Raw genomic sequence first — 19,011 nt, forward strand, 5'->3', positions numbered from 1 at the left:
GACTGCTCGGTCAATGCGCCTTGCGCGGCAGCTCGATACTGACCCGCAATCCCCCCAGCGGACTCTGGTGCAGATCGAGCTGTCCGCCCCAGGCGTCGACGATGTCACGCACGATACCCAGGCCAAGGCCATGCCCGGCCACGTGCTCATCCAGTCGCGAACCCCGGGTGAGCACCTGCTCGCGGGCATCCTGCGGGATGCCTGGGCCATCGTCGTCGACCCAAAGCTGGTAAGCCTCGGGCTGCTCGGCGATGCCCAGCCGCACTTCGCTGTCGGCCCACTTGCAGGCGTTGTCCAGCAGATTGCCCAGCAACTCGAGCAGATCTTCGCGATCCCACGGCAGCAGCAACCCAGCCGGCATGTCACGCGCCAGCGACAGGCCTTCACCGTGGATCAGCGCCAGGGTGGCCAGCAGTCCTGGCAGTTCGGCATCACAGTCGAACTGCGCACCCGGCAGCGCATCTCCGGCCAGCCGCGCACGGTTCAGCTCGCGGGTCAGGCGCTGCTGAATCTGTTCGAGCTGTTCGTGCAGCAGCGCGCTGACGTGCGGCAGGTCGCGCAGTTGCGGGCTGCTGGCCAGGCTCATCAGCACCGCCAGCGGAGTTTTCAGGGCGTGGCCCAGGTTGCCCAAGGCGTTGCGCGAACGGCGCAGGCTGTCTTCGGTGTGGGCGAGCAGATGGTTGATCTGCGCGACCAGCGGCTCGAGCTCTACCGGAACCTGGGTGTCGAGTTGCGAGCGCTGTCCCTGCTGCAACTGAGCGATCTGCCGACGTGCCCGCTCCAGTGGCCGCAACGAGCGGGTCACGGTGATGCGCTGCAGTACCAGGATCAGCAATAGCGCCACTGCGCCCAGGCCCAGGCCGATCTGCTGCATACGGCGAAAGCCGTCGCGCACTGGCGAGTAGTCCTGCGCCACGCTGATGGAAATAGTCTGCCCAAGCCGTCGGTAATCACCGCGAAAAATCAGCAGTTGCTGACCGTCGGGCCCAGGCTCCGTGCTTTTTTCCAGGCCGGCACTGGCAGGTATCGGCATGTCCAGGTCCCACAGCGAGCGCGAGCGCCAGTGGCCTTGGGCGAAGTCGATGCGAAAGTAGTAGCCGGAAAATGGCCGGTGATAAGCCGCCGAGATACGCCGCTCATCCAGTTGCATACCACCATTGCCACGCACCAGCGCGGCCAGCAGATTTTCGCTTTCCTTGCGCAGTCCCGCTTGCAGGTAGCGCTGCAACCCTGCTTCGAACAGCCACAGCGTGGACTGGGCGAGGATCAGCCCGACGGCCACCAGCACCGCCACCAGTCCCAGGCTCAGGCGCCCCTGAATCGATTTCAAGCACCACTCCCGGCATACAGGTAACCCTGTCCACGACGGGTTTCGATCACGCTGCGCCCGAGCTTGCGACGCAGGTGATTGACGTGGACTTCGAGCACGTTGGAGTCGCGCTCGGTCTCGCCGTCGTACAGGTGCTCGGCGAGATGGCTTTTGGACAAAATCTGCCTGGGATGCAGCATGAAATAGCGCAGCAGGCGAAACTCGGCAGCGGTCAGTTGAATGTCGTCGCCATCGCGGGTCACGCACTGACGGCTTTCGTCCAGGTGCAAACCCGCCGCTTCCAGACGCGGTTGATTGGCCAGACCACGAGCCCGCCGCAGCAGCGATTGCAGCCGCAGTTGCAGCTCTTCGGGATGAAACGGCTTGCTCAGGTAGTCGTCGGCACCGGCCTTCAGGCCCTCAATGCGCTCGGCCCAAGAACCGCGCGCGGTGAGAATGAGCACAGGCGCCGCCAGCCCGCCGGCCCGCCACTGCGCGAGCACGTCCAGCCCCGGCAACCCGGGCAGGCCCAGGTCGAGAATGATCAGATCATAAGGTTCGCTCTGGCCCTGATAGACCGCGTCGCGGCCATCGGCCAGCCAGTCGACGGCATAGCCCTGGCGCTGCAACGCGGCCGTCAGTTCATCGGCCAGCGGAACGTTGTCTTCGACAAGCAACAGGCGCATTCAGTCATCTTCCTCGTCTTTGAGCAGCTCACCTGTCGCAGCATCGAACTTGATTTCACGCACGACCCCTTCGGGGGTCAGGATTTCCACTTCGTACTCGTAGCGGTCATGTTCCTGCTCGAGTTCGGCTTCCAGCAAGCGAGCCCCGGGGTAACGCCCCAGGGCGGCTTCGAGCAGTTGCTCAAGGGGCATGATGGTGCCCCGATGCCGCAACTCGAGCGCTTCGTCCTGATCCAGGTCGCGGGCGGTCGCCAGCGCGCTGACGACCAGCAGTGACGCAGCCAGGTAGCGTGCGGGCCGGGACAGGGAACGCATCAGCGGTCCTGTTCGTCCTTCAGCACTTCGCCGGTCTTGGCATCGAGCGCCACATCCCATTCCACGTTATTACCATCACGCAGTTCGACCTTGTAGATATAGCGGCCGTATTCGTCTTCCAGTTCGCTGTCGGTAACGGTGGACCCGGGGTGCTTGGCGATGGCGGCGTTCTTCAGCTCATCGAGCGACTTGATGGTCTTGTTGTTGACCAGTTTCACCACTTCGTCGGGCTGTACGTCCTTGGCGAAAGCGGCGGCACTGCCGAAGGTCAGGGCGGCGGCGGTAAACAGGGCAGTCAACGTTTTCATGGGGTGTTCTCCAATGGGTCTACAAGTGGTCTACGCAAACAACAGTAGCGCCCAGGCCTTAACTGAAACTGAAAAAAGCCGCAGCATCATAGCGCGGCATTGGCCAAGGTCACGCCTGCGCTTTGACCACAGCCAGCGCCCAACGGCTGCAACCGTGAACGCGAACATGCTGTAAACTGCCGCCCGGCATCGTTATTCAAGAGTGTTTACGCGTGGAAATCTTCAAGGAATTCACATTCGAATCGGCCCATCGCCTGCCCAATGTGCCAGCGGGGCATAAATGTGGTCGGCTGCACGGCCATTCGTTCAAGGTCGCCCTGCACCTGACCGGGCCGCTCGACCCGCACACCGGCTGGATTCGCGACTTCAGCGAGATCAAGGCCGTGTTCAAGCCGATCTACGATCAGCTCGACCACAACTACCTGAACGACATCCCTGGCCTGGAAAACCCCACCAGCGAAGTCATCGCCAAGTGGATCTGGGATCAGGTCAAGCCTTTGCTCCCCGAGCTGTCCAAGGTGCGTATCCACGAGACCTGCACCAGCGGCTGCGAATATACCGGCGACTGAACCTGCGCACACCAAAACGCCCCGGCAGCTATTGGGCTGCCGGGGCGTTTTGCGTCAGGGGTGCGCGACCCCCATCCTGATCAGCTTCAATGCGACCCAACCCGACTCGCCCTGCTGCTCATTGAGATAAGCGAAGCCGTCCTCGTAATGGCGGTTGATCCTTAGCCCGTGCAGGCTATAGAGCTGTAGTTGGGCATAGAGGCTGTTGGCTACCAATTGATCGACTGGGAGCGAGTCGAAGCGCCAGAGCATGGTGGCGTTTTGCGCAGCGGGATGTCCGACCGGTTCTGCGGCCTTGTAGAGCCCCAGATAGCCGTTGCGACTGATGTCCAGCCGCCGGTTGGCGTAGGACCAGTGCGGATGGTCGTCATCGACCCCGGCAGCGCGGATTTCGAAGTCGTATTCGCCATCGGTTTCATAACAACCGAACCAGAACTGTGTGGCGAACTTGCGGCGCGAGATCACGTAGCCGGCGGCCTTGTGGTCGGTGTAATCATCAGGCCCGGCATGCAGCCAGCCTTCGCTGCTCCAGGGTGCGTCACCATTGAGAGTGCCGCCGATGCGGTGCAAGCGCGAGAAGTCCCATTGTTCACTGGGCATGGGGACTTCCTGCCAGTAGAGCTTGGCGGTAAAACTTTTGGCGGGATTGAACTGATAGCTGGCCATCGTGGTGCTCCGTGGCTATGGATAGATCCACGCGACCTTAATGAGCCGACGACAGCACTTTCAGCCGGAAACAGGCTCCGTATCCAGCCCCTGCTGGAGAAAACCCGGCGCGATATAGCGCTCGTAGTGCGCTTCGGAAAGCAGGAAGAACTCCCGGTCGATGGCGTCGCGCAATGGCGGCAGCTCCCAGTCGCGAAACTCCGGCAACAGCGCCACGCCGTAGGCATCGAGGTCACGGATCATGCGCGCGCCGCGGGCAATCAACTGGTACGCCCAGCAATACTCCGACTGACGGGCCAGAAAGCGGATCGAACGCTGTTCCAGTTGCTGACGCAGACGCTGGGCGTCGAACACTTCCAGCTTGGCCATCATCACCTGCGCCAGCAGTTGCTCGAGACGCAGCCAGACGGCGCGCTTGGCCTCTTCGTCGTAGCTGTTCCAGTGAATCACTTCATGGTGGAAGCGCTTGCAACCGCGGCACACGAGGTCGCCGTAGACCGTGGAGCAGAGGCCGACACAGGGGGTCTTGATAGTGTTGCTGGACATGGCAGAGGTACAGCTTCTGAAACAGACACCGGGCCATGTTAGCCCTTTGTCTAACCAGGGTCACTCGCTAAAGTCGATTCGCTCGCCTTACCATCGGCCGGTTTTTCCCGTAGAATCACTCCGCCTTTTCAAGGCAACCATGTCCGTTGGAAGCTGTTTTCAAAGCGTCACGAGCACAGTCAATCCGGTAGAACGGCGTTGGCCGGTGGCATGCCCTCCCCCGCATGTGCCGACCAACCCCTCATCAGCCTTCCGTTCTACAGGCGTAAAACTTTGAAAACAGCTTCTGCAAGGATTTCCAGCGACCCTGGCTGGGCGGCTCAAAAAGCCGCTGCGGCGCTTGGGTGCCGGAAGTGCTGGATGAGCGTCCCGGACTCCCTTTAGGGACCACTGATGAGGGTAATAACTGTGCTTGAAGCCTACCGCAAACACATCGAAGAGCGTGCCGCACTGGGCATCGTGCCCCAGCCGTTGAACGCCGAGCAAACCGCAGGCCTGGTCGAGCTGCTGAAGAATCCGCCGGCCGGCGAAGAAGCCTTTCTCGTTGAACTGATCACCGACCGCGTCCCGCCTGGGGTCGACGAAGCTGCCTATGTCAAGGCCGGCTTCCTCTCCGCCGTCGCCAAAGGTGAAACCCATTCCCCCCTGATCGACAGCAAGCACGCCACCGAGCTGCTGGGCACTATGCAGGGCGGCTACAACATCGCCACGCTGGTCGAGCTGCTGGATGACGCCACCCTCGGCGCCGTCGCGGCCGAACAGCTCAAGTCCACCCTGCTGATGTTCGACGCCTTCCACGACGTCGCCGAAAAAGCCAAGGCCGGCAATGCCAACGCCAAGGCCGTGCTCGAATCCTGGGCCGCGGGCGAGTGGTTCACCAAGCGTGCGGCCATCGCCGACAAGTACACCCTGACCGTATTCAAGGTGCCTGGCGAAACCAACACCGACGACCTCTCCCCGGCGCCCGACGCCTGGTCGCGCCCGGACATCCCGCTGCACGCCCTGGCGATGCTGAAAATGACCCGCGATGGCATCGAGCCCGAGCAGCCCGGTTCGGTCGGTCCGCTCAAGCAGATCGAAGCCATGCGCGCCAAAGGCTTCCCGGTCGCCTACGTCGGTGACGTGGTCGGTACCGGTTCCTCGCGTAAATCGGCGACCAACTCGGTGCTGTGGTTCTTCGGCGACGACATCCCCAACGTGCCGAACAAGCGTGCTGGCGGTTTCTGCTTTGGCACCAAGATCGCCCCGATCTTCTACAACACCATGGAAGACGCAGGCGCCCTGCCGATCGAATTCGACTGCACGGACCTGGCCATGGGCGATGTCATCGACGTCTACCCGTACAAAGGTGAAGTGCGCCGTCACGAAAGCGACGAGCTGGTCACCACCTTCGAGCTGAAAACCGAAGTGCTGCTCGACGAAGTGCGTGCTGGCGGGCGTATTCCGCTGATCGTCGGCCGCGGCCTGACCGAGAAGGCCCGTGCCGAACTGGGCCTGGGAAGCTCCGACCTGTTCAGGAAGCCGGAGCAACCGGCCGACAGCGGCAAGGGCTACACCCTGGCACAGAAGATGGTCGGCAAGGCGTGTGGCGTCGAGGGCGTGCGCCCTGGCACCTACTGCGAACCGAAGATGACCACCGTCGGCTCCCAGGACACCACCGGCCCGATGACCCGCGACGAGCTCAAAGACCTCGCCTGCCTGGGCTTCTCCGCCGACCTGGTGATGCAGTCGTTCTGCCACACCGCGGCCTATCCGAAGCCGATCGACGTCACCACCCACCACACCCTGCCCGACTTCATCCGCACCCGTGGCGGCGTGTCGCTGCGTCCGGGTGACGGCATCATCCACAGCTGGCTGAACCGTATGCTGATGCCCGACACCGTCGGCACCGGCGGCGACTCGCACACCCGCTTCCCGATCGGCATCTCGTTCCCGGCAGGCTCCGGCCTGGTCGCCTTCGCTGCTGCCACCGGTGTCATGCCGCTGGACATGCCCGAGTCGATCCTGGTGCGCTTCAAAGGCAAGCTGCAGCCTGGCATCACCCTGCGTGACCTGGTCCATGCCATTCCTTACTACGCCATTCAGAACGGCCTGCTGACCGTCGAGAAGAAAGGCAAGAAGAACGCCTTCTCCGGCCGCATCCTGGAAATCGAAGGCCTCGACGAGCTGACCGTCGAGCAAGCCTTCGAGCTATCCGACGCCTCGGCCGAGCGCTCGGCTGCCGGTTGCACCATCAAGCTGCCAGAGAAAGCCATCGCCGAGTACCTGCAATCGAACATCACCCTGCTGCGCTGGATGATCGGTGAAGGCTACGGTGACCCACGCACCCTCGAGCGCCGTGCGCAAGCCATGGAAGCCTGGCTGGCCAACCCTGAGCTGCTGTCGGCCGACGCCGATGCCGAATACGCCGAAATCATCGAAATCGACCTGGCCGACGTCAAGGAGCCTGTGCTCTGCGCGCCGAACGACCCGGACGACGCCCGCCTGCTGTCCAGCGTCCAGGGCGAGAAGATCGACGAAGTGTTCATCGGCTCGTGCATGACCAACATCGGTCACTTCCGCGCTGCCGGCAAGCTGCTGGACAAGGTCAAGGGCGGTATTCCAACCCGTCTGTGGCTGGCCCCGCCGACCAAGATGGACGCTCACCAGCTGACCGAAGAAGGCTACTACGGCATCTTCGGCAAAGCCGGCGCACGCATGGAAATGCCAGGCTGCTCGCTGTGCATGGGTAACCAGGCTCGCGTGCAGACCGGTTCGACCGTGGTTTCCACCTCGACCCGCAACTTCCCCAACCGTCTGGGCGATGCCACCAACGTCTACCTCGCTTCGGCGGAGCTGGCGGCAGTGGCCTCGATTATCGGCAAGCTACCGACGGTCGAAGAGTACATGCAGTACGCGCAGAGCATCGACAGCATGGCTGCCGACGTCTACCGCTACCTGAGCTTCGACCAGATCGCCGAATTCCGCGACGCCGCCAAGGCCGCGCAGATTCCGGTAGTCCAGGCGTAAGCCACCCGCTGTAACGCAAAAGCCCCGGCAGTGATGCCGGGGCTTTTGTGCTTATGGAGATACTGCAACTCCTGTGGAGCGGACGCTCTGCCGCAGCGGTGAACCCGCCCCTACTCGTAACGTAGCGCCATCGCCGGCTCGACCTGAGAAGCCCGGTACGCCGGGTACACCGTCGCCAGGAAGCTCATCACCAGGCCTGCGGTGCAGATCATGCCGACATCCCCCCACTGCAACTCCGACGGCAGGCTGCTGATGAAGTACACGTCGGAGGTGAAGATATGCTGCCCGCTGACCCGCTCGATCCAGCCGACGATCTGGCTGACATTGAGCGCCGCCACCACCCCCAGCGCGCCGCCGATCAAGGTGCCGACGATACCGATCAACGACCCCTGAACCATGAACGTGCCCATGATCTGCGCCGGCGTGGCACCGATGGTGCGCAGGATGGCGATGTCTGCGCCCTTGTCGTTCACCACCATGATCAAGGTGGCGATGATGTTGAACGCGGCCACGGCGATAATCATCATCAACAGCAGACCGATCATGGTCTTTTCCATCTTCATGGCGCTGAACAGGCTGCCCTGGGTGTGCGACCAATCGTCGGCGTGGTAACCCTCGCCCAGCTCGGCGGCAATGGCCTTGGACACCTGCGGCGCGGCGTACAAATCCTGCAGCTTGATGCGCACGCCCTGCACGCTACCCGGCGCCCAGCGCTGCATCTGGGCAGCGTCGGCCACGTTGATATACGCCTGGGCACCGTCCAGCTCGGCGCCGACCTTGAAGATGCCGACCACCGTCAGGCGCAGCATGCGCGGGGTGATGCCACCCGGCTCCTTGCTGATCTCCGGCACGATGAGGGTCAGTTTGTCGCCCGTATTCAGACGAAAACGCCTCGCACTGAGCTCGCCGATCACCACCCCGAACTCACCGGGCACCAGATCCTGCAGGCTGCCCTGGATGATGTGCTGGCCGACGATGGACACCTTGCCTTCTTCGGCCGGGTCGATGCCGCTGACCTGAATCGGTTGCATCGCCCCCTTGTAGGAAAGCATGCCTTCCATTTCGGTGAGTGGCGCAGCGGCAACCACGGCCGGGTTGCGCAGCGCGACATCGGCGACCTTGCGCCACTCTTGCAGCGGCTGGTCACCGAGCAGGCTGGCGTGCGGCACCAGGCCGAGAATCCGTGAACTCATCTCGCGCTGGAAGCCGTTCATCACCGACAGCACCACGATCATCGCCAGCACGCCCAGGGACAAGCCGATCATCGAGGTCATGGAGATGAACGAGATGAAGTGATTGCGCCGCTTGGCGCGGGTGTAGCGAGCGCCGAGGAACAGGGGCAAGGGTCTGAACATGGACAGGGATACCCAATAGAAAAGGACAACAGGGCCTGTGCCAGGCCCCGCACGGTAGGGTCAGATCGGTACCAGGTGACCGTCTTCCAGGCGCAGCACGCGATCCATCTGCCGCGCCAGGTTCAGGTCATGGGTCACCACCAGGAAGGCCGTGCGCGAAGCGCTCGACAGCTCCTGCATCAGTTCCTGAATACCTTGTGCGGTGTGATGGTCGAGGTTGCCGGTCGGTTCATCGAGCATCACCAGCCCAGGTCGATTGACCAGCGCGCGGGCAATCGCCACGCGCTGGCGCTCGCCGCCGGACAGCTCGGCCGGCTTATGGCTGAGTCGGTGCCCCAGACCTACGCGCTTGAGCAGCGCTTCGGCACGCTCGCGCGCCTCGGGGATCGGTGTGCGGCCGATCAGCAGCGGCATGCAGACGTTCTCCAGCGCGGTGAACTCGGCCAGCAGGTGGTGGAACTGATAAACGAAGCCCAGTGCTCGGTTGCGCAGCAGGCCGCGGGCCCGCTCACCGAGTGCCGACAGCTCTTCACCGGCCAGCCAGACGCTGCCCTGGCTCGGCGTGTCGAGGCCGCCGAGCAGGTTGAGCAAGGTACTTTTGCCCGAGCCGGAACTGCCGACGATGGCCACGCGCTCGCCCGGCAGCAATTCGAGCTGCAGGTTCGCCAGCACCTGGACCGACTCAGGACCCTCTTCGTAGGACTTGCCCAGGTTGCGGCAACTCAATACGGCTTTATCACTCATGGGCGACTCACTCATAACGTAGCGCCTCTGCAGGCTGGGTGCGCGCGGCACGCCAGGCCGGATACAGGGTGGCGAGGAAACTCAGGGCCAGCGCCGCACCGCAGATCATCCACACGTCTTCGGCGAGGATCTGCGACGGCAGGTAATCGATGAAGTACACGTCGGCATTGAGGAATTTGTGCCCGATCAGGCGCTCGATGCCGGCGATCGCGGCGCTGACGTTGAGCGCTGCAAGAATGCCCACCACCGCGCCGATCAGCGTGCCGACCACCCCGATGACCGTACCCTGGACCATGAAGATGGCCATGATCTGCCGCGGCGTGGCGCCCAGCGTACGCAGGATGGCGATGTCGCCGCGCTTGTCGTTGACCACCATCACCAGGGTAGAAATGATGTTGAACGCCGCCACCGCGACGATCAGCAGCAACAGCAGGCCGATCATGGATTTCTCCATGCGAATGGCCTGGTAGAGGTTGCCGTGGGTGCGGGTCCAGTCACGTGAATAGAAGCGCTGGTCGAGGCTGTCGGCGATGTCCATGGCCACCCGTGGCGCCTCGAACAGGTCGTCGAATTTCAGGCGCAGGCCCTGCACCTGATCGGCTTTCCAGCGGTGCAGGCGCGACAGGTCACTGATGTTGGTGATGCCCAGGTAGCCGTCGATCTCGCCGGCGCCAACATGGAAAGTGCCGACCACGGTGAAGCGCTTCATGCGCGGGAACATGCCGGCTGGCGTGACGCTGACCTCGGGGGCGACGAAGGTCAGCTTGTCACCGATGCCCACGCCCAGCTTGGCGGCAGCCTTGTCGCCGATCATGATGCCCCACTCGCCCGGTGCCAGCCGTTCCAGGCCGCCCTGCAAGGTGAAGCGATCGATGATCGACACCTGTTTTTCCAGGCCCGGATCGACGCCGTTGAGCAGCACTTTCTGCACCTTGCCGTCGTGGGTCAGCAGGCCCTGCATTTGGGTGAACGGCGCCACTGCCAGCACTTGGCGGTTCTGCTTGACGCGCTCGGCCACCGCTGGCCAGTTATCGATCGGTTCGCCCGATTCAAGGGTGGCGTGGGGGATCATGCCGAGCACGCGGGTGCGCATCTCGTGGTCGAAGCCGTTCATCACCGAGAGCACCACGATCATCACCACCACGCCCAGGGCGAGGCCGATCATCGAGGTCAGGGAAATGAACGAGACGAAATGGTTGCGACGCTTGGCACGGGTGTAGCGCGTACCAATGAATACGAAGAGAGGTCTGAACATGTCGGGGCTTGTTCGGATGAAAGGGAACGTCTTTGTGGCGAGGTGCGCAAGGCAGCTTTACACTCGGACCACCGCCGCTACCATGGGTTCACCATGACGACACCAGACGAAGAACGCCGGGGATACTACCGCATCGAAGATAGGATGGCACTGCAAATCACCCCGCTGAGCGCCGCCGAACTGGCCGACAGCGAGCTGACCCAAGGCGCCTCGGCGCTGGTGGCGTTGCTCAGTGAGCTGCACCTGGCCGACTTCGAAAGCCAGCACCTGCTGCGCCAGCTCAGCGACAAGGACCGCATGCTCGCTGCCTTTCTGCGCGCGCAGAACAAGCGCATCGACCTGCTCAGCGCGGTAGTGGCCCAAGGCATGCTCGAGCAGCTCGGCCCCGCGCAGAGCGTGATGCTGGCCGAAGACGGCGTCGATTCGCGGAGCGCGCAGCCGATCACCCCAGGCACCCGCGTTGCCGTGCAGATGGTGCTCATGCCCAGGGCCCATGGCCTGGTGCTGCGTGGGCGCATCAGCGCTTGCCAGCAACGTGCCGAAGGCGATTATGCGCTGAGCACCGAATTCACCGAACTCACCGATGCCCAGCGCCAGCTGCTGGCCCGGCACATTCTGCAGCGCCAGCAGCAGCAACGTCGCCAGGCCCTGGAACAGAACGACCCAACGACCCCGTGAGCCCCTGCTCTCTCGACCTGAAGGAACGATCGTGACTCTCATCTACGGCCACCGCGGCGCCAAGGGCGAAGCCCCCGAAAACACCCTGACCAGCTTCCGCCAGTGCCTGTCCCATGGCGTGACCCGCTGCGAGCTGGACCTGCACCTGTCGGCCGACAACGAGCTGATGGTCATCCACGACCCGACCCTCAAGCGCACCACCGGCCGGCGCGGCAAGGTGGTCGAGCACAGCGCCGCCGATCTGATTACCTACGATGCCCGCCAGGGCGGCCCAGGCTGGGTCCAGCCTTGCCACATACCGACGCTGAAAACGCTGTTCGAGCAATGCGACTTCGAACACTGGCAGCTGGAAGTCAAAAGCGCATCGCGCACCCGGGCCGCCAGCACGGTGCTGGCGATTCGCGAACTGGCCCAGCAATTCGACCTGCTCGACAAGGTGACGATCACCTCCAGCTCACGGGAAGTGCTGGACGCGGCTCAGGATCTGGTGCCGGATGTGTCGCGCGGTCTGGTCGCCGAATACGCCTGGCTCGATCCGCTGAAAGTGGCGCACAACTACGGTTGCAAGTTGCTCGCATTGAACTGGACGCTGTGTACCCCCGAGCGCCTGAGCAAGGCCCAGGCGCAGGGGCTGCACGTGTCGGTGTGGACGGTCAACGAGCCGGCGCTGATGCACCGGCTGGCTGATTTTGGTGTCGACAGCCTGATTACAGACTTTCCCGGTTTGGCCAGGACCACCCTCGGCAAGGACTGAAATCACTCACCCCGACCGGCTCAGGCCACCGGCCGGAGCCGCTCAAAAAAGCCGGTTCAGGCCGTCGTAGGCCGCTACTCGATACGCTTCGGCCATGGTCGGGTAGTTGAAGGTGGTGTTGACGAAGTACTTGAGGTTGTTCTGCTCGCCGGGCTGGCTCATCACCGCCTGGCCGATGTGCACGATCTCCGAGGCCTGGTAGCCGAAGCAGTGCACGCCCAGCACTTCCAGGGTTTCGCGGTGGAACAGAATCTTCAGCATGCCCTGCGGCTCACCGGCGATCTGCGCGCGGGCCATGCTCTTGAAGAAGGCCTTGCCCACTTCATAGGGCACCTTGGCCTGGGTCAGTTCCTGCTCGTTCTTGCCGATCGAGCTGATCTCCGGAATGGTGTAGATGCCCGTCGGCACGTCGTTGACGAAGCGCCAACTGCCGTTGTCGACGATGCTGCCTGCTGCCGAGCGGCCCTGGTCGTGGGCGGCACTGGCCAGGCTCGGCCAGCCGATGACATCGCCTGCGCCATAGATGTTGGCGACGTCGGTGCGGTAGTTCTCGTCCACTTCGATCTGGCCGCGGCTGTTGACCTTGATACCGATGTTCTCAAGGCCCAGCTTGTCGGTGTTGCCGGTGCGGCCGTTGCACCAGAGCAAGGCGTCGGCCTTGATCTTCTTGCCCGACTTCAGGTGCAGGATCACCCCGTTGTCCAGCCCTTCGACGCGCTCGTAGTCTTCGTTATGCCGGACGGTGATGTTGTTGTTGCTGAAGTGGTAGCTCAGCGCCTGGGAAATTTCCGAGTCGAGGAAGCTCAGCAACTGCCCGCGGTTGTCCACCAGCTCGACCAGCACGCCCAGGCCACTGAAGATCGAGGCGTATTCGCAGCCGATCACCCCAGCACCGTAGACGATCAGTTTGCGCGGGGTGTGGCTGAGGCTGAGGATGGTATCGCTGTCGTACACACGCGGGTGATTGAAGTCGATGTCGGCCGGACGATACGGCCTCGAACCGGTGGCAATGATGATGTGCTTGGCCACCAGTTGCTCTACCACACCGTTAGGGCACACCACTTGCACGGTCTGCTCGTCGGCGAAGCTGCCGGTGCCGAAGAACAGGTCGACGCGGTTGCGCGCGTAGTAACCGGTGCGCGAGGCGACCTGCTTGGCGATGACCTTCTCGGCGCTCTTGAGCACGTCGGGGAAGGAGAACCAGCGCGGCTCACCGATGGCCCGGAACATCGGGTTGGTATTGAACTGCATGATCTGCCGCACCGAGTGACGCAGGGCCTTGGACGGGATGGTGCCCAGGTGGGTGCAGTTGCCGCCGACCTGGCGGCGAGTGTCGACCATCGCCACCTTGCGACCGGCCTTGGCGGCGTTCATCGCCGCGCCTTCTCCGGCAGGGCCGGAACCCAGTACCACCACGTCGTAGTTGTAGACAGCCATGCGTACTCCTTCAGAACGGGCCCGGCGGCCGAGCTGGCCGCGGGGCTTGGCCATGGCGCCCAAGCGCCATGTAAAAATTCTTGTGCAGTTTAATGAAGCGCCAATGGCGCGCACATTAACCCTTGGTCGCGTCGTAGGCCAATTCTGCCTGCACTACATGTCACTTGCCTGCGTGCTTGCCGGCGCCGCTTCCTGCGCTCGGCGCGCCTTGCTCGTGCGCTTGCGCAGTCTGCGCAGGCCAGACGCAAAACGGGAACCCGAAGGTTCCCGTTTCGCATGCACATTACCCGCCGATCAGCGCGGGAATGCCGGCGGGTTGACCCCGGCCATGTCTTCCATCACCCGTACGACCTGGCAGCTGTAGCCAAATTCGTTGTCGTACCAGACGTACAGCACGACGCGGTTGTCGTTGGCGATGGTCGCCTCGGCATCCACCACGCCAGCGTGGCGCGAGCCGACGAAGTCGGTGGAGACCACTTCCTGGGAGCTGACGTAGTCGATCTGCTTGTGCAGGTCGGAGTGCATGGCGGTCTGACGCAGGTACTCGTTGATCTCCTCGCGGGAGGTCGGCTTTTCCAGGTTCAGGTTGAGGATGGCCATGGACACGTTCGGCGTCGGCACGCGAATGGCGTTGCCGGTCAGCTTGCCCTTGAGCACTGGCAGTGCCTTGGCGGCAGCGGTGGCGGCGCCGGTCTCGGTGATGACCATGTTCAGCGTCGCGGCGCGGCCACGGCGGCTGCCCTTGTGGAAGTTGTCGATCAGGTTCTGGTCGTTGGTGAACGAGTGAACGGTTTCGACGTGACCGTTGATGATGCCGTACTTGTCGTTGACCGCCTTGAGCACCGGCACAATGGCGTTGGTGGTGCAGGAAGCGGCAGAGACGATCTTGTCGTCGGCGGTGATGTCACCGTGGTTGATGCCGTGCACGACGTTCTTCAGCGCGCCCTTGCCCGGGGCGGTGAGGATCACGCGGCCTGCGCCTGGGCAGGCCAGGTGCTGGCCGAGACCGTCGGCGTCGCGCCAGACGCCGGTGTTGTCGACGATCAGGGCATTGTTGATGCCGTACTGGGTGTAGTCGACTTCACTGGGGTTCTTGGCGTAGATGACCTGAATCAGGTTGCCGTTGGCGGTGATGGTGTTGTTGGCTTCGTCGATGACGATGGTGCCGTCGAACGGGCCATGCACCGAGTCGCGGCGCAGCAGGCTGGCGCGCTTGACCAGGTCGTTTTCCGAACCCTTGCGCACGACGATGGCGCGCAGGCGCAGGCCGTCACCGCCACCGGTTTTCTCGATCAGGATGCGCGCCAGCAGGCGGCCGATACGGCCAAAGCCGTACAGCACCACGTCGGTGCCCTTGCGCTCGCCGCTGCCTTGCTTGCCCACCACATCGGCCAGCTCTTGGCGAACGAAGTCTTCGGCGCTACGGCCATTGCCTTCGAGCTTGAACTTGTTGGCCAGTTTGCCCAGGTCGACCGAAGCGGCGCCCAGTTTCAGCTCGCTCATGGCCTTGAGCAGCGGGAACGTCTCGTGCACGGACAGCTCGGTTTCGTCGGTCTGACGATGACGCGCAAAGCGGTGCGCCTTGAGGATCGAGATCACCGAACGGTTGATCAGGCTGCGGCCATAGATCGAGCTCACCACGTTGTTATTGCGGTAGAGCTGACCAATCAGCGGAATCATCGCTTCGGCAAGCGCTTCACGATCGATCCACTCACCAAGACACTGGTCGGGCTTCTGAGTCACGGGAACCTTCCACATGTAGGGACAAAAAAAAGGGGCTACATTATGCCGCCCCTGAGTCTATCGGGCAATCGGCGACGCGCGCGGGGTGGTGCATATTCAATGCCGCATGAACCTGACAGCCATGCCCGCCCCCGGTACAATCGATCTCTTTGCCGCAACGCTTGGAGTCCGATCTCCCGTGTCAGTTCTGCGCCTTCCGAAAATGTCGGCAACAGCCGGCAAACAAACCTGGGGCAACCTGCAGGGCGCCGCCCTGAGCCTTGCCATTGCCGAGGCGGCCAGCAGTGCTGGTCGCTTCACCTTGCTGCTGACCGCCGACAGCCAGGCCGCCGATCGTCTGGAACAGGAACTGCGCTTTTTCGCCCCGCAGTTGCCGGTACTGCCCTTTCCCGACTGGGAAACCCTGCCCTACGACCTGTTCTCGCCACACCAGGACATCATTTCCCAGCGTATCGCCAGCCTCTACCGCTTGCCGGAACTGGACCACGGCATTCTCGTGGTGCCGATCACCACGGCCCTGCATCGCCTGGCGCCGACGCGTTTTCTGCTCGGCAGCAGCCTGGTGCTGGATGTCGGCCAGAAGATCGACGTCGAGCAGATGCGCGGGCGCCTGGAAGCCAGCGGCTACCGCTGCGTCGACACGGTGTACGAACACGGCGAATTCGCCGTGCGTGGCGCGCTGATCGACCTGTTCCCCATGGGCAGCCGCCAGCCATACCGCATCGACCTGTTCGATGACGAGATCGAAACCCTGCGCACCTTCGACCCCGAGACCCAGCGCTCGATCGACAAGGTCGACTCGATTCGCCTGCTGCCGGCGCGCGAATTCCCCATGCAAAAAGACGAGGTGACGCGTTTCAAGGCACGCTTCCGCGAGCGTTTCGACGTCGACTTTCGCCGCAGCGCGATCTTCCAGGACCTGGCCAGCGGCATCGTCCCGGCCGGCATCGAGTACTACCTGCCGCTGTTCTTCGAAGAAACGTCCACCCTGTTCGATTACCTGCCAGGCGACACCCAGGTGTTTTCCCTGCCCGGTGTCGAGCAGGCCGCCGAAACCTTCTGGAACGACGTGCGCGGGCGCTATGAAGACCGCCGCGGCGACCTGAGCCGGCCGCTGCTGCCGCCGGCCGAGCTGTTCCTGCCGGTGGAAGACTGCTTCGCCCGGCTCAAGCAATGGCCGCGTGTGGTGGTCAGCAGCGAGGATGTCGGCAGCGGCGCCGGCCGCCAGCAGTTCGCCACCCAGCGCCTGCCGGATCTTGCCATCGAAGCCAAGGCCAACCAGCCCCTGGCGGCGCTCTCGCAGTTCCTCGAGCAGTTCCCCGGCCGGGTGCTGTTCACCGCCGAATCGGCGGGCCGGCGCGAAGTGCTGCTCGAGCTGCTGGAGCGGCTCAAGCTGCGCCCGCAGAACGTCGAGAGCTGGGCCGAGTTCGTCAGCAGCGCCGCACGCCTGGCGATCACCATCGCGCCGCTGGACGATGGCCTGCAACTGCAAGACCCTGAGCTGGCGCTGATTGCCGAAAGCCCGCTGTTCGGCCAGCGCGTGATGCAGCGCCGGCGCCGCGAGAAACGCGGCGAAGCGGCCAACGATGCGGTGATCAAGAACCTCACCGAGCTGCGCGAAGGCGCGCCGGTGGTGCACATCGACCATGGCGTGGGCCGCTACCTGGGCCTGGCGACCCTGGAAATCGACGGCCAGGCCGCAGAATTTCTCACCCTCGAATATGCCGAAGGCGCCAAGCTTTACGTGCCGGTGGCCAACCTGCACCTTGATCGCCCGCTACACCGGCAGTGACGATGCCCTGGCGCCGCTGCACCGGCTCGGTTCGGAAACCTGGCAGAAGGCCAAGCGCAAGGCGGCCGAGCAGGTCCGCGATGTCGCTGCCGAGCTGCTCGACATCTATGCCCGCCGCGCCGCGCGGGTGGGCCACGCGTTTGCCGACCCTGCGGCGGACTACGCCACCTTCAGCGCCGGCTTCCCGTTCGAAGAAACCCCCGACCAGCAGTCGGCCATCGAAGCGGTGCGCCAGGACATGCTGGCCGCCAAACCCATGGACCGCCTGGTCTGTGGCGACGTCGGTTTCGGCAAGACCGAGGTGGCCATGCGCGCGGCGTTCATCGCCGTGCACAGCGGCCGCCAGGTGGCCCTGCTGGTGCCCACCACCCTGCTCGCCCAGCAGCACTACAACAGCTTCCGCGACCGCTTCGCCGACTGGCCGGTGAAAGTCGAGGTCATGAGTCGCTTCAAGTCGGCCAAGGATGTGGCGGCCGCTGCAGCCGAGCTTGCCGACGGCAAGATCGACATTCTCATCGGCACCCACAAGCTGTTGCAGGACGACGTGCGCTTCAAGGACCTGGGCCTGGTCATCATCGACGAAGAGCACCGCTTCGGTGTGCGCCAGAAGGAACAGCTCAAGGCGCTGCGCAGCGAGGTCGACATCCTGACCCTCACCGCCACACCGATTCCGCGTACGCTGAACATGGCCGTGGCTGGCATGCGCGACCTGTCGATCATCGCCACCCCGCCGGCACGGCGCCTGTCGGTGCGCACCTTCGTCATGGAGCAGAACAACAGCACCATCAAGGAAGCGTTGCTGCGCGAGCTGCTGCGCGGCGGCCAGGTGTACTACCTGCACAACGATGTCAAAAGCATCGAGAAATGCGCCAATGACCTCGCCGCGCTGGTGCCCGAGGCGCGCATCGGTATCGGCCATGGGCAGATGCGCGAGCGCGAGCTGGAACAGGTGATGAGCGACTTCTACCACAAGCGCTTCAACGTGCTGGTGGCCTCGACCATCATCGAAACCGGCATCGACGTGCCGAGCGCCAACACCATCGTCATCGAACGCGCCGACAAGTTCGGCCTGGCCCAGTTGCACCAGTTGCGTGGCCGGGTCGGGCGCAGTCACCACCAGGCCTATGCCTACCTGCTCACCCCACCGCGCCAGCAGGTCAGTGCCGATGCGGAAAAACGCCTGGAAGCCATCGCCAACACCCAGGACCTGGGCGCAGGCTTCGTGCTGGCCACCAACGACCTGGAAATCCGTGGCGCCGGCGAGCTGCTCGGCGAGGGCCAGAGCGGGCAGATTCAGGCAGTCGGCTTCACCCTGTACATGGAAATGCTCGAACGGGCGGTCAAGGCCATTCGCAAGGGCACCCAGCCCAACCTTGAGCAGCCGCTGGGCGGCGGCCCGGAGATCAACCTGCGCCTGCCGGCGCTGATCCCCGAGGATTATCTGCCGGACGTGCATGCCCGGCTGATCCTGTACAAACGCATCGCCTCGGCCGCCGACGAGGAAGGCCTCAAAGATCTGCAGGTGGAAATGATCGACCGTTTCGGCCTGCTGCCGGAGCCGACCAAGAACCTGATTCGCCTGACCCTGCTGAAATTGCAGGCCGAAAAACTCGGCATCAAGAAAGTCGATGGCGGGCCGAACGGCGGCAAGATCGAGTTCGAGGCCGAAACGCCGGTCGATCCGCTGACCCTGATCAAGCTGATCCAGGGCCAGCCCAAGCGCTACAAGTTCGAGGGCGCCACGCAGTTCCGCTTCCTCGTACCGATGGAACGCGCCGACGAGCGCTTCTCGACCCTCGAGGCGCTGTTCGAGCGCCTGACACCACCGACTGCCTGAAGGAATCT

General features: G+C 63.5%; 15 protein-coding genes and 1 pseudogene. 5 read left to right on the forward strand and 11 right to left on the reverse strand.

Annotated elements, in window-relative coordinates:
• Positions 1–10: 10 nt before the first annotated feature.
• The 4 genes from LK03_RS19490 to LK03_RS19505 are packed head-to-tail and all read right to left on the reverse strand — an operon-like array spanning position 11 to position 2,618.
• On the reverse strand, positions 11–1,330 hold the full coding sequence (locus LK03_RS19490) for a sensor histidine kinase (protein WP_038414167.1): 1,320 nt from the start codon (positions 1,328–1,330) through the stop codon (positions 11–13).
• On the reverse strand, positions 1,327–1,995 hold the full coding sequence (locus LK03_RS19495) for a response regulator transcription factor (RefSeq protein ID WP_038414170.1): 669 nt from the start codon (positions 1,993–1,995) through the stop codon (positions 1,327–1,329). Before LK03_RS19495 ends, LK03_RS19490 begins: the two co-directional genes overlap by 4 nt.
• Positions 1,996–2,310 (reverse strand): PepSY domain-containing protein, encoded by a 315-nt coding sequence (locus tag LK03_RS19500; RefSeq protein ID WP_038414171.1) that lies wholly within the window; start codon positions 2,308–2,310, stop codon positions 1,996–1,998.
• Positions 2,310–2,618 (reverse strand): PepSY domain-containing protein, encoded by a 309-nt coding sequence (locus LK03_RS19505; RefSeq protein ID WP_028693737.1) that lies wholly within the window; start codon positions 2,616–2,618, stop codon positions 2,310–2,312. The genes LK03_RS19500 and LK03_RS19505 overlap by 1 nt, the downstream gene beginning before the upstream one ends.
• Positions 2,619–2,830: 212 nt before the next feature.
• On the opposite strand from LK03_RS19505, the gene queD reads away from it, so the two are divergent.
• Positions 2,831–3,187, forward strand: a complete 357-nt coding sequence (queD, locus tag LK03_RS19510) for a 6-carboxytetrahydropterin synthase QueD (RefSeq protein ID WP_081951647.1) — start codon at positions 2,831–2,833, stop codon at positions 3,185–3,187.
• A gap of 54 nt (positions 3,188–3,241) precedes the next feature.
• Here the strand turns inward: queD and LK03_RS19515 are convergent, their stop codons facing one another.
• Together LK03_RS19515 and LK03_RS19520 are read right to left on the reverse strand one after the other, a co-directional pair.
• Complete coding sequence (locus tag LK03_RS19515) at positions 3,242–3,853, reverse strand: hypothetical protein (RefSeq protein WP_038414175.1); 612 nt, start codon at positions 3,851–3,853, stop codon at positions 3,242–3,244.
• A gap of 60 nt (positions 3,854–3,913) precedes the next feature.
• Positions 3,914–4,399: a DUF1289 domain-containing protein gene (locus LK03_RS19520; RefSeq protein ID WP_038414176.1), complete on the reverse strand. Its 486-nt coding sequence runs from the start codon at positions 4,397–4,399 to the stop codon at positions 3,914–3,916.
• Between the two features lie 408 nt (positions 4,400–4,807).
• Here LK03_RS19520 and acnB point away from each other — a divergent pair, with 408 nt between their 5' ends.
• A complete protein-coding gene (gene acnB, locus LK03_RS19525) occupies positions 4,808–7,408 on the forward strand; it encodes a bifunctional aconitate hydratase 2/2-methylisocitrate dehydratase (RefSeq protein WP_038414178.1) in 2,601 nt (866 codons plus the stop codon).
• Between the two features lie 110 nt (positions 7,409–7,518).
• Here the strand turns inward: acnB and LK03_RS19530 are convergent, their stop codons facing one another.
• Genes LK03_RS19530 through LK03_RS19540 form a run of 3 tightly spaced genes read right to left on the reverse strand, consistent with a single transcriptional unit; the run spans position 7,519 to position 10,762 of the window.
• Positions 7,519–8,763 (reverse strand): lipoprotein-releasing ABC transporter permease subunit, encoded by a 1,245-nt coding sequence (locus LK03_RS19530; RefSeq protein ID WP_038414180.1) that lies wholly within the window; start codon positions 8,761–8,763, stop codon positions 7,519–7,521.
• 60 nt (positions 8,764–8,823) lie between these two features.
• Positions 8,824–9,507, reverse strand: coding sequence for a lipoprotein-releasing ABC transporter ATP-binding protein LolD (gene lolD, locus LK03_RS19535; protein ID WP_205621220.1), 684 nt, complete (start codon positions 9,505–9,507; stop codon positions 8,824–8,826).
• A gap of 7 nt (positions 9,508–9,514) precedes the next feature.
• The gene (locus tag LK03_RS19540; RefSeq protein WP_038414182.1) at positions 9,515–10,762 is read right to left on the reverse strand and encodes a lipoprotein-releasing ABC transporter permease subunit; all 1,248 of its coding nucleotides are present in this window, start codon (positions 10,760–10,762) and stop codon (positions 9,515–9,517) included.
• A gap of 93 nt (positions 10,763–10,855) precedes the next feature.
• On the opposite strand from LK03_RS19540, the gene LK03_RS19545 reads away from it, so the two are divergent.
• Complete coding sequence (locus tag LK03_RS19545; protein WP_038414183.1) at positions 10,856–11,440, forward strand: PilZ domain-containing protein; 585 nt, start codon at positions 10,856–10,858, stop codon at positions 11,438–11,440.
• A gap of 31 nt (positions 11,441–11,471) precedes the next feature.
• The gene (locus LK03_RS19550) at positions 11,472–12,194 is read left to right on the forward strand and encodes a glycerophosphodiester phosphodiesterase (RefSeq protein ID WP_038414185.1); all 723 of its coding nucleotides are present in this window, start codon (positions 11,472–11,474) and stop codon (positions 12,192–12,194) included.
• A 42-nt stretch (positions 12,195–12,236) separates the two neighbouring features.
• On the opposite strand, the gene sthA is transcribed toward LK03_RS19550, so the two are convergent.
• Both sthA and LK03_RS19560 read right to left on the reverse strand, forming a co-directional pair.
• Complete coding sequence (gene sthA, locus LK03_RS19555; protein WP_028693748.1) at positions 12,237–13,631, reverse strand: Si-specific NAD(P)(+) transhydrogenase; 1,395 nt, start codon at positions 13,629–13,631, stop codon at positions 12,237–12,239.
• Positions 13,632–13,925: 294 nt separating this feature from the next.
• Complete coding sequence (locus tag LK03_RS19560) at positions 13,926–15,389, reverse strand: glyceraldehyde-3-phosphate dehydrogenase (RefSeq protein WP_038414186.1); 1,464 nt, start codon at positions 15,387–15,389, stop codon at positions 13,926–13,928.
• 163 nt (positions 15,390–15,552) lie between these two features.
• Between LK03_RS19560 and mfd the strand changes: the two are divergent.
• Positions 15,553–19,003: pseudogene (gene mfd / locus LK03_RS19565) on the forward strand (transcription-repair coupling factor).
• The last annotated feature ends 8 nt before the right edge of the window (positions 19,004–19,011 follow it).

Source organism: Pseudomonas cremoricolorata (assembly GCF_000759535.1).
In the GTDB taxonomy this organism is placed as follows: Bacteria; Pseudomonadota; Gammaproteobacteria; order Pseudomonadales; family Pseudomonadaceae; genus Aquipseudomonas; species Aquipseudomonas cremoricolorata_A.

Coding starts and splice junctions, on each gene's coding strand:
- LK03_RS19540 (WP_038414182.1), bottom strand. CDS start 10,762: ATGTTCAGACCTCTCTTCGTATTCATTGGTACGCGCTACACCCGTGCC.
- LK03_RS19560 (WP_038414186.1), bottom strand. CDS start 15,389: ATGTGGAAGGTTCCCGTGACTCAGAAGCCCGACCAGTGTCTTGGTGAG.
- LK03_RS19545 (WP_038414183.1), top strand. CDS start 10,856: ATGACGACACCAGACGAAGAACGCCGGGGATACTACCGCATCGAAGAT.
- LK03_RS19505 (WP_028693737.1), bottom strand. CDS start 2,618: ATGAAAACGTTGACTGCCCTGTTTACCGCCGCCGCCCTGACCTTCGGC.
- LK03_RS19530 (WP_038414180.1), bottom strand. CDS start 8,763: ATGTTCAGACCCTTGCCCCTGTTCCTCGGCGCTCGCTACACCCGCGCC.
- LK03_RS19520 (WP_038414176.1), bottom strand. CDS start 4,399: ATGTCCAGCAACACTATCAAGACCCCCTGTGTCGGCCTCTGCTCCACG.
- sthA (WP_028693748.1), bottom strand. CDS start 13,631: ATGGCTGTCTACAACTACGACGTGGTGGTACTGGGTTCCGGCCCTGCC.
- LK03_RS19500 (WP_038414171.1), bottom strand. CDS start 2,310: ATGCGTTCCCTGTCCCGGCCCGCACGCTACCTGGCTGCGTCACTGCTG.
- LK03_RS19495 (WP_038414170.1), bottom strand. CDS start 1,995: ATGCGCCTGTTGCTTGTCGAAGACAACGTTCCGCTGGCCGATGAACTG.
- lolD (WP_205621220.1), bottom strand. CDS start 9,507: ATGAGTGATAAAGCCGTATTGAGTTGCCGCAACCTGGGCAAGTCCTAC.
- LK03_RS19515 (WP_038414175.1), bottom strand. CDS start 3,853: ATGGCCAGCTATCAGTTCAATCCCGCCAAAAGTTTTACCGCCAAGCTC.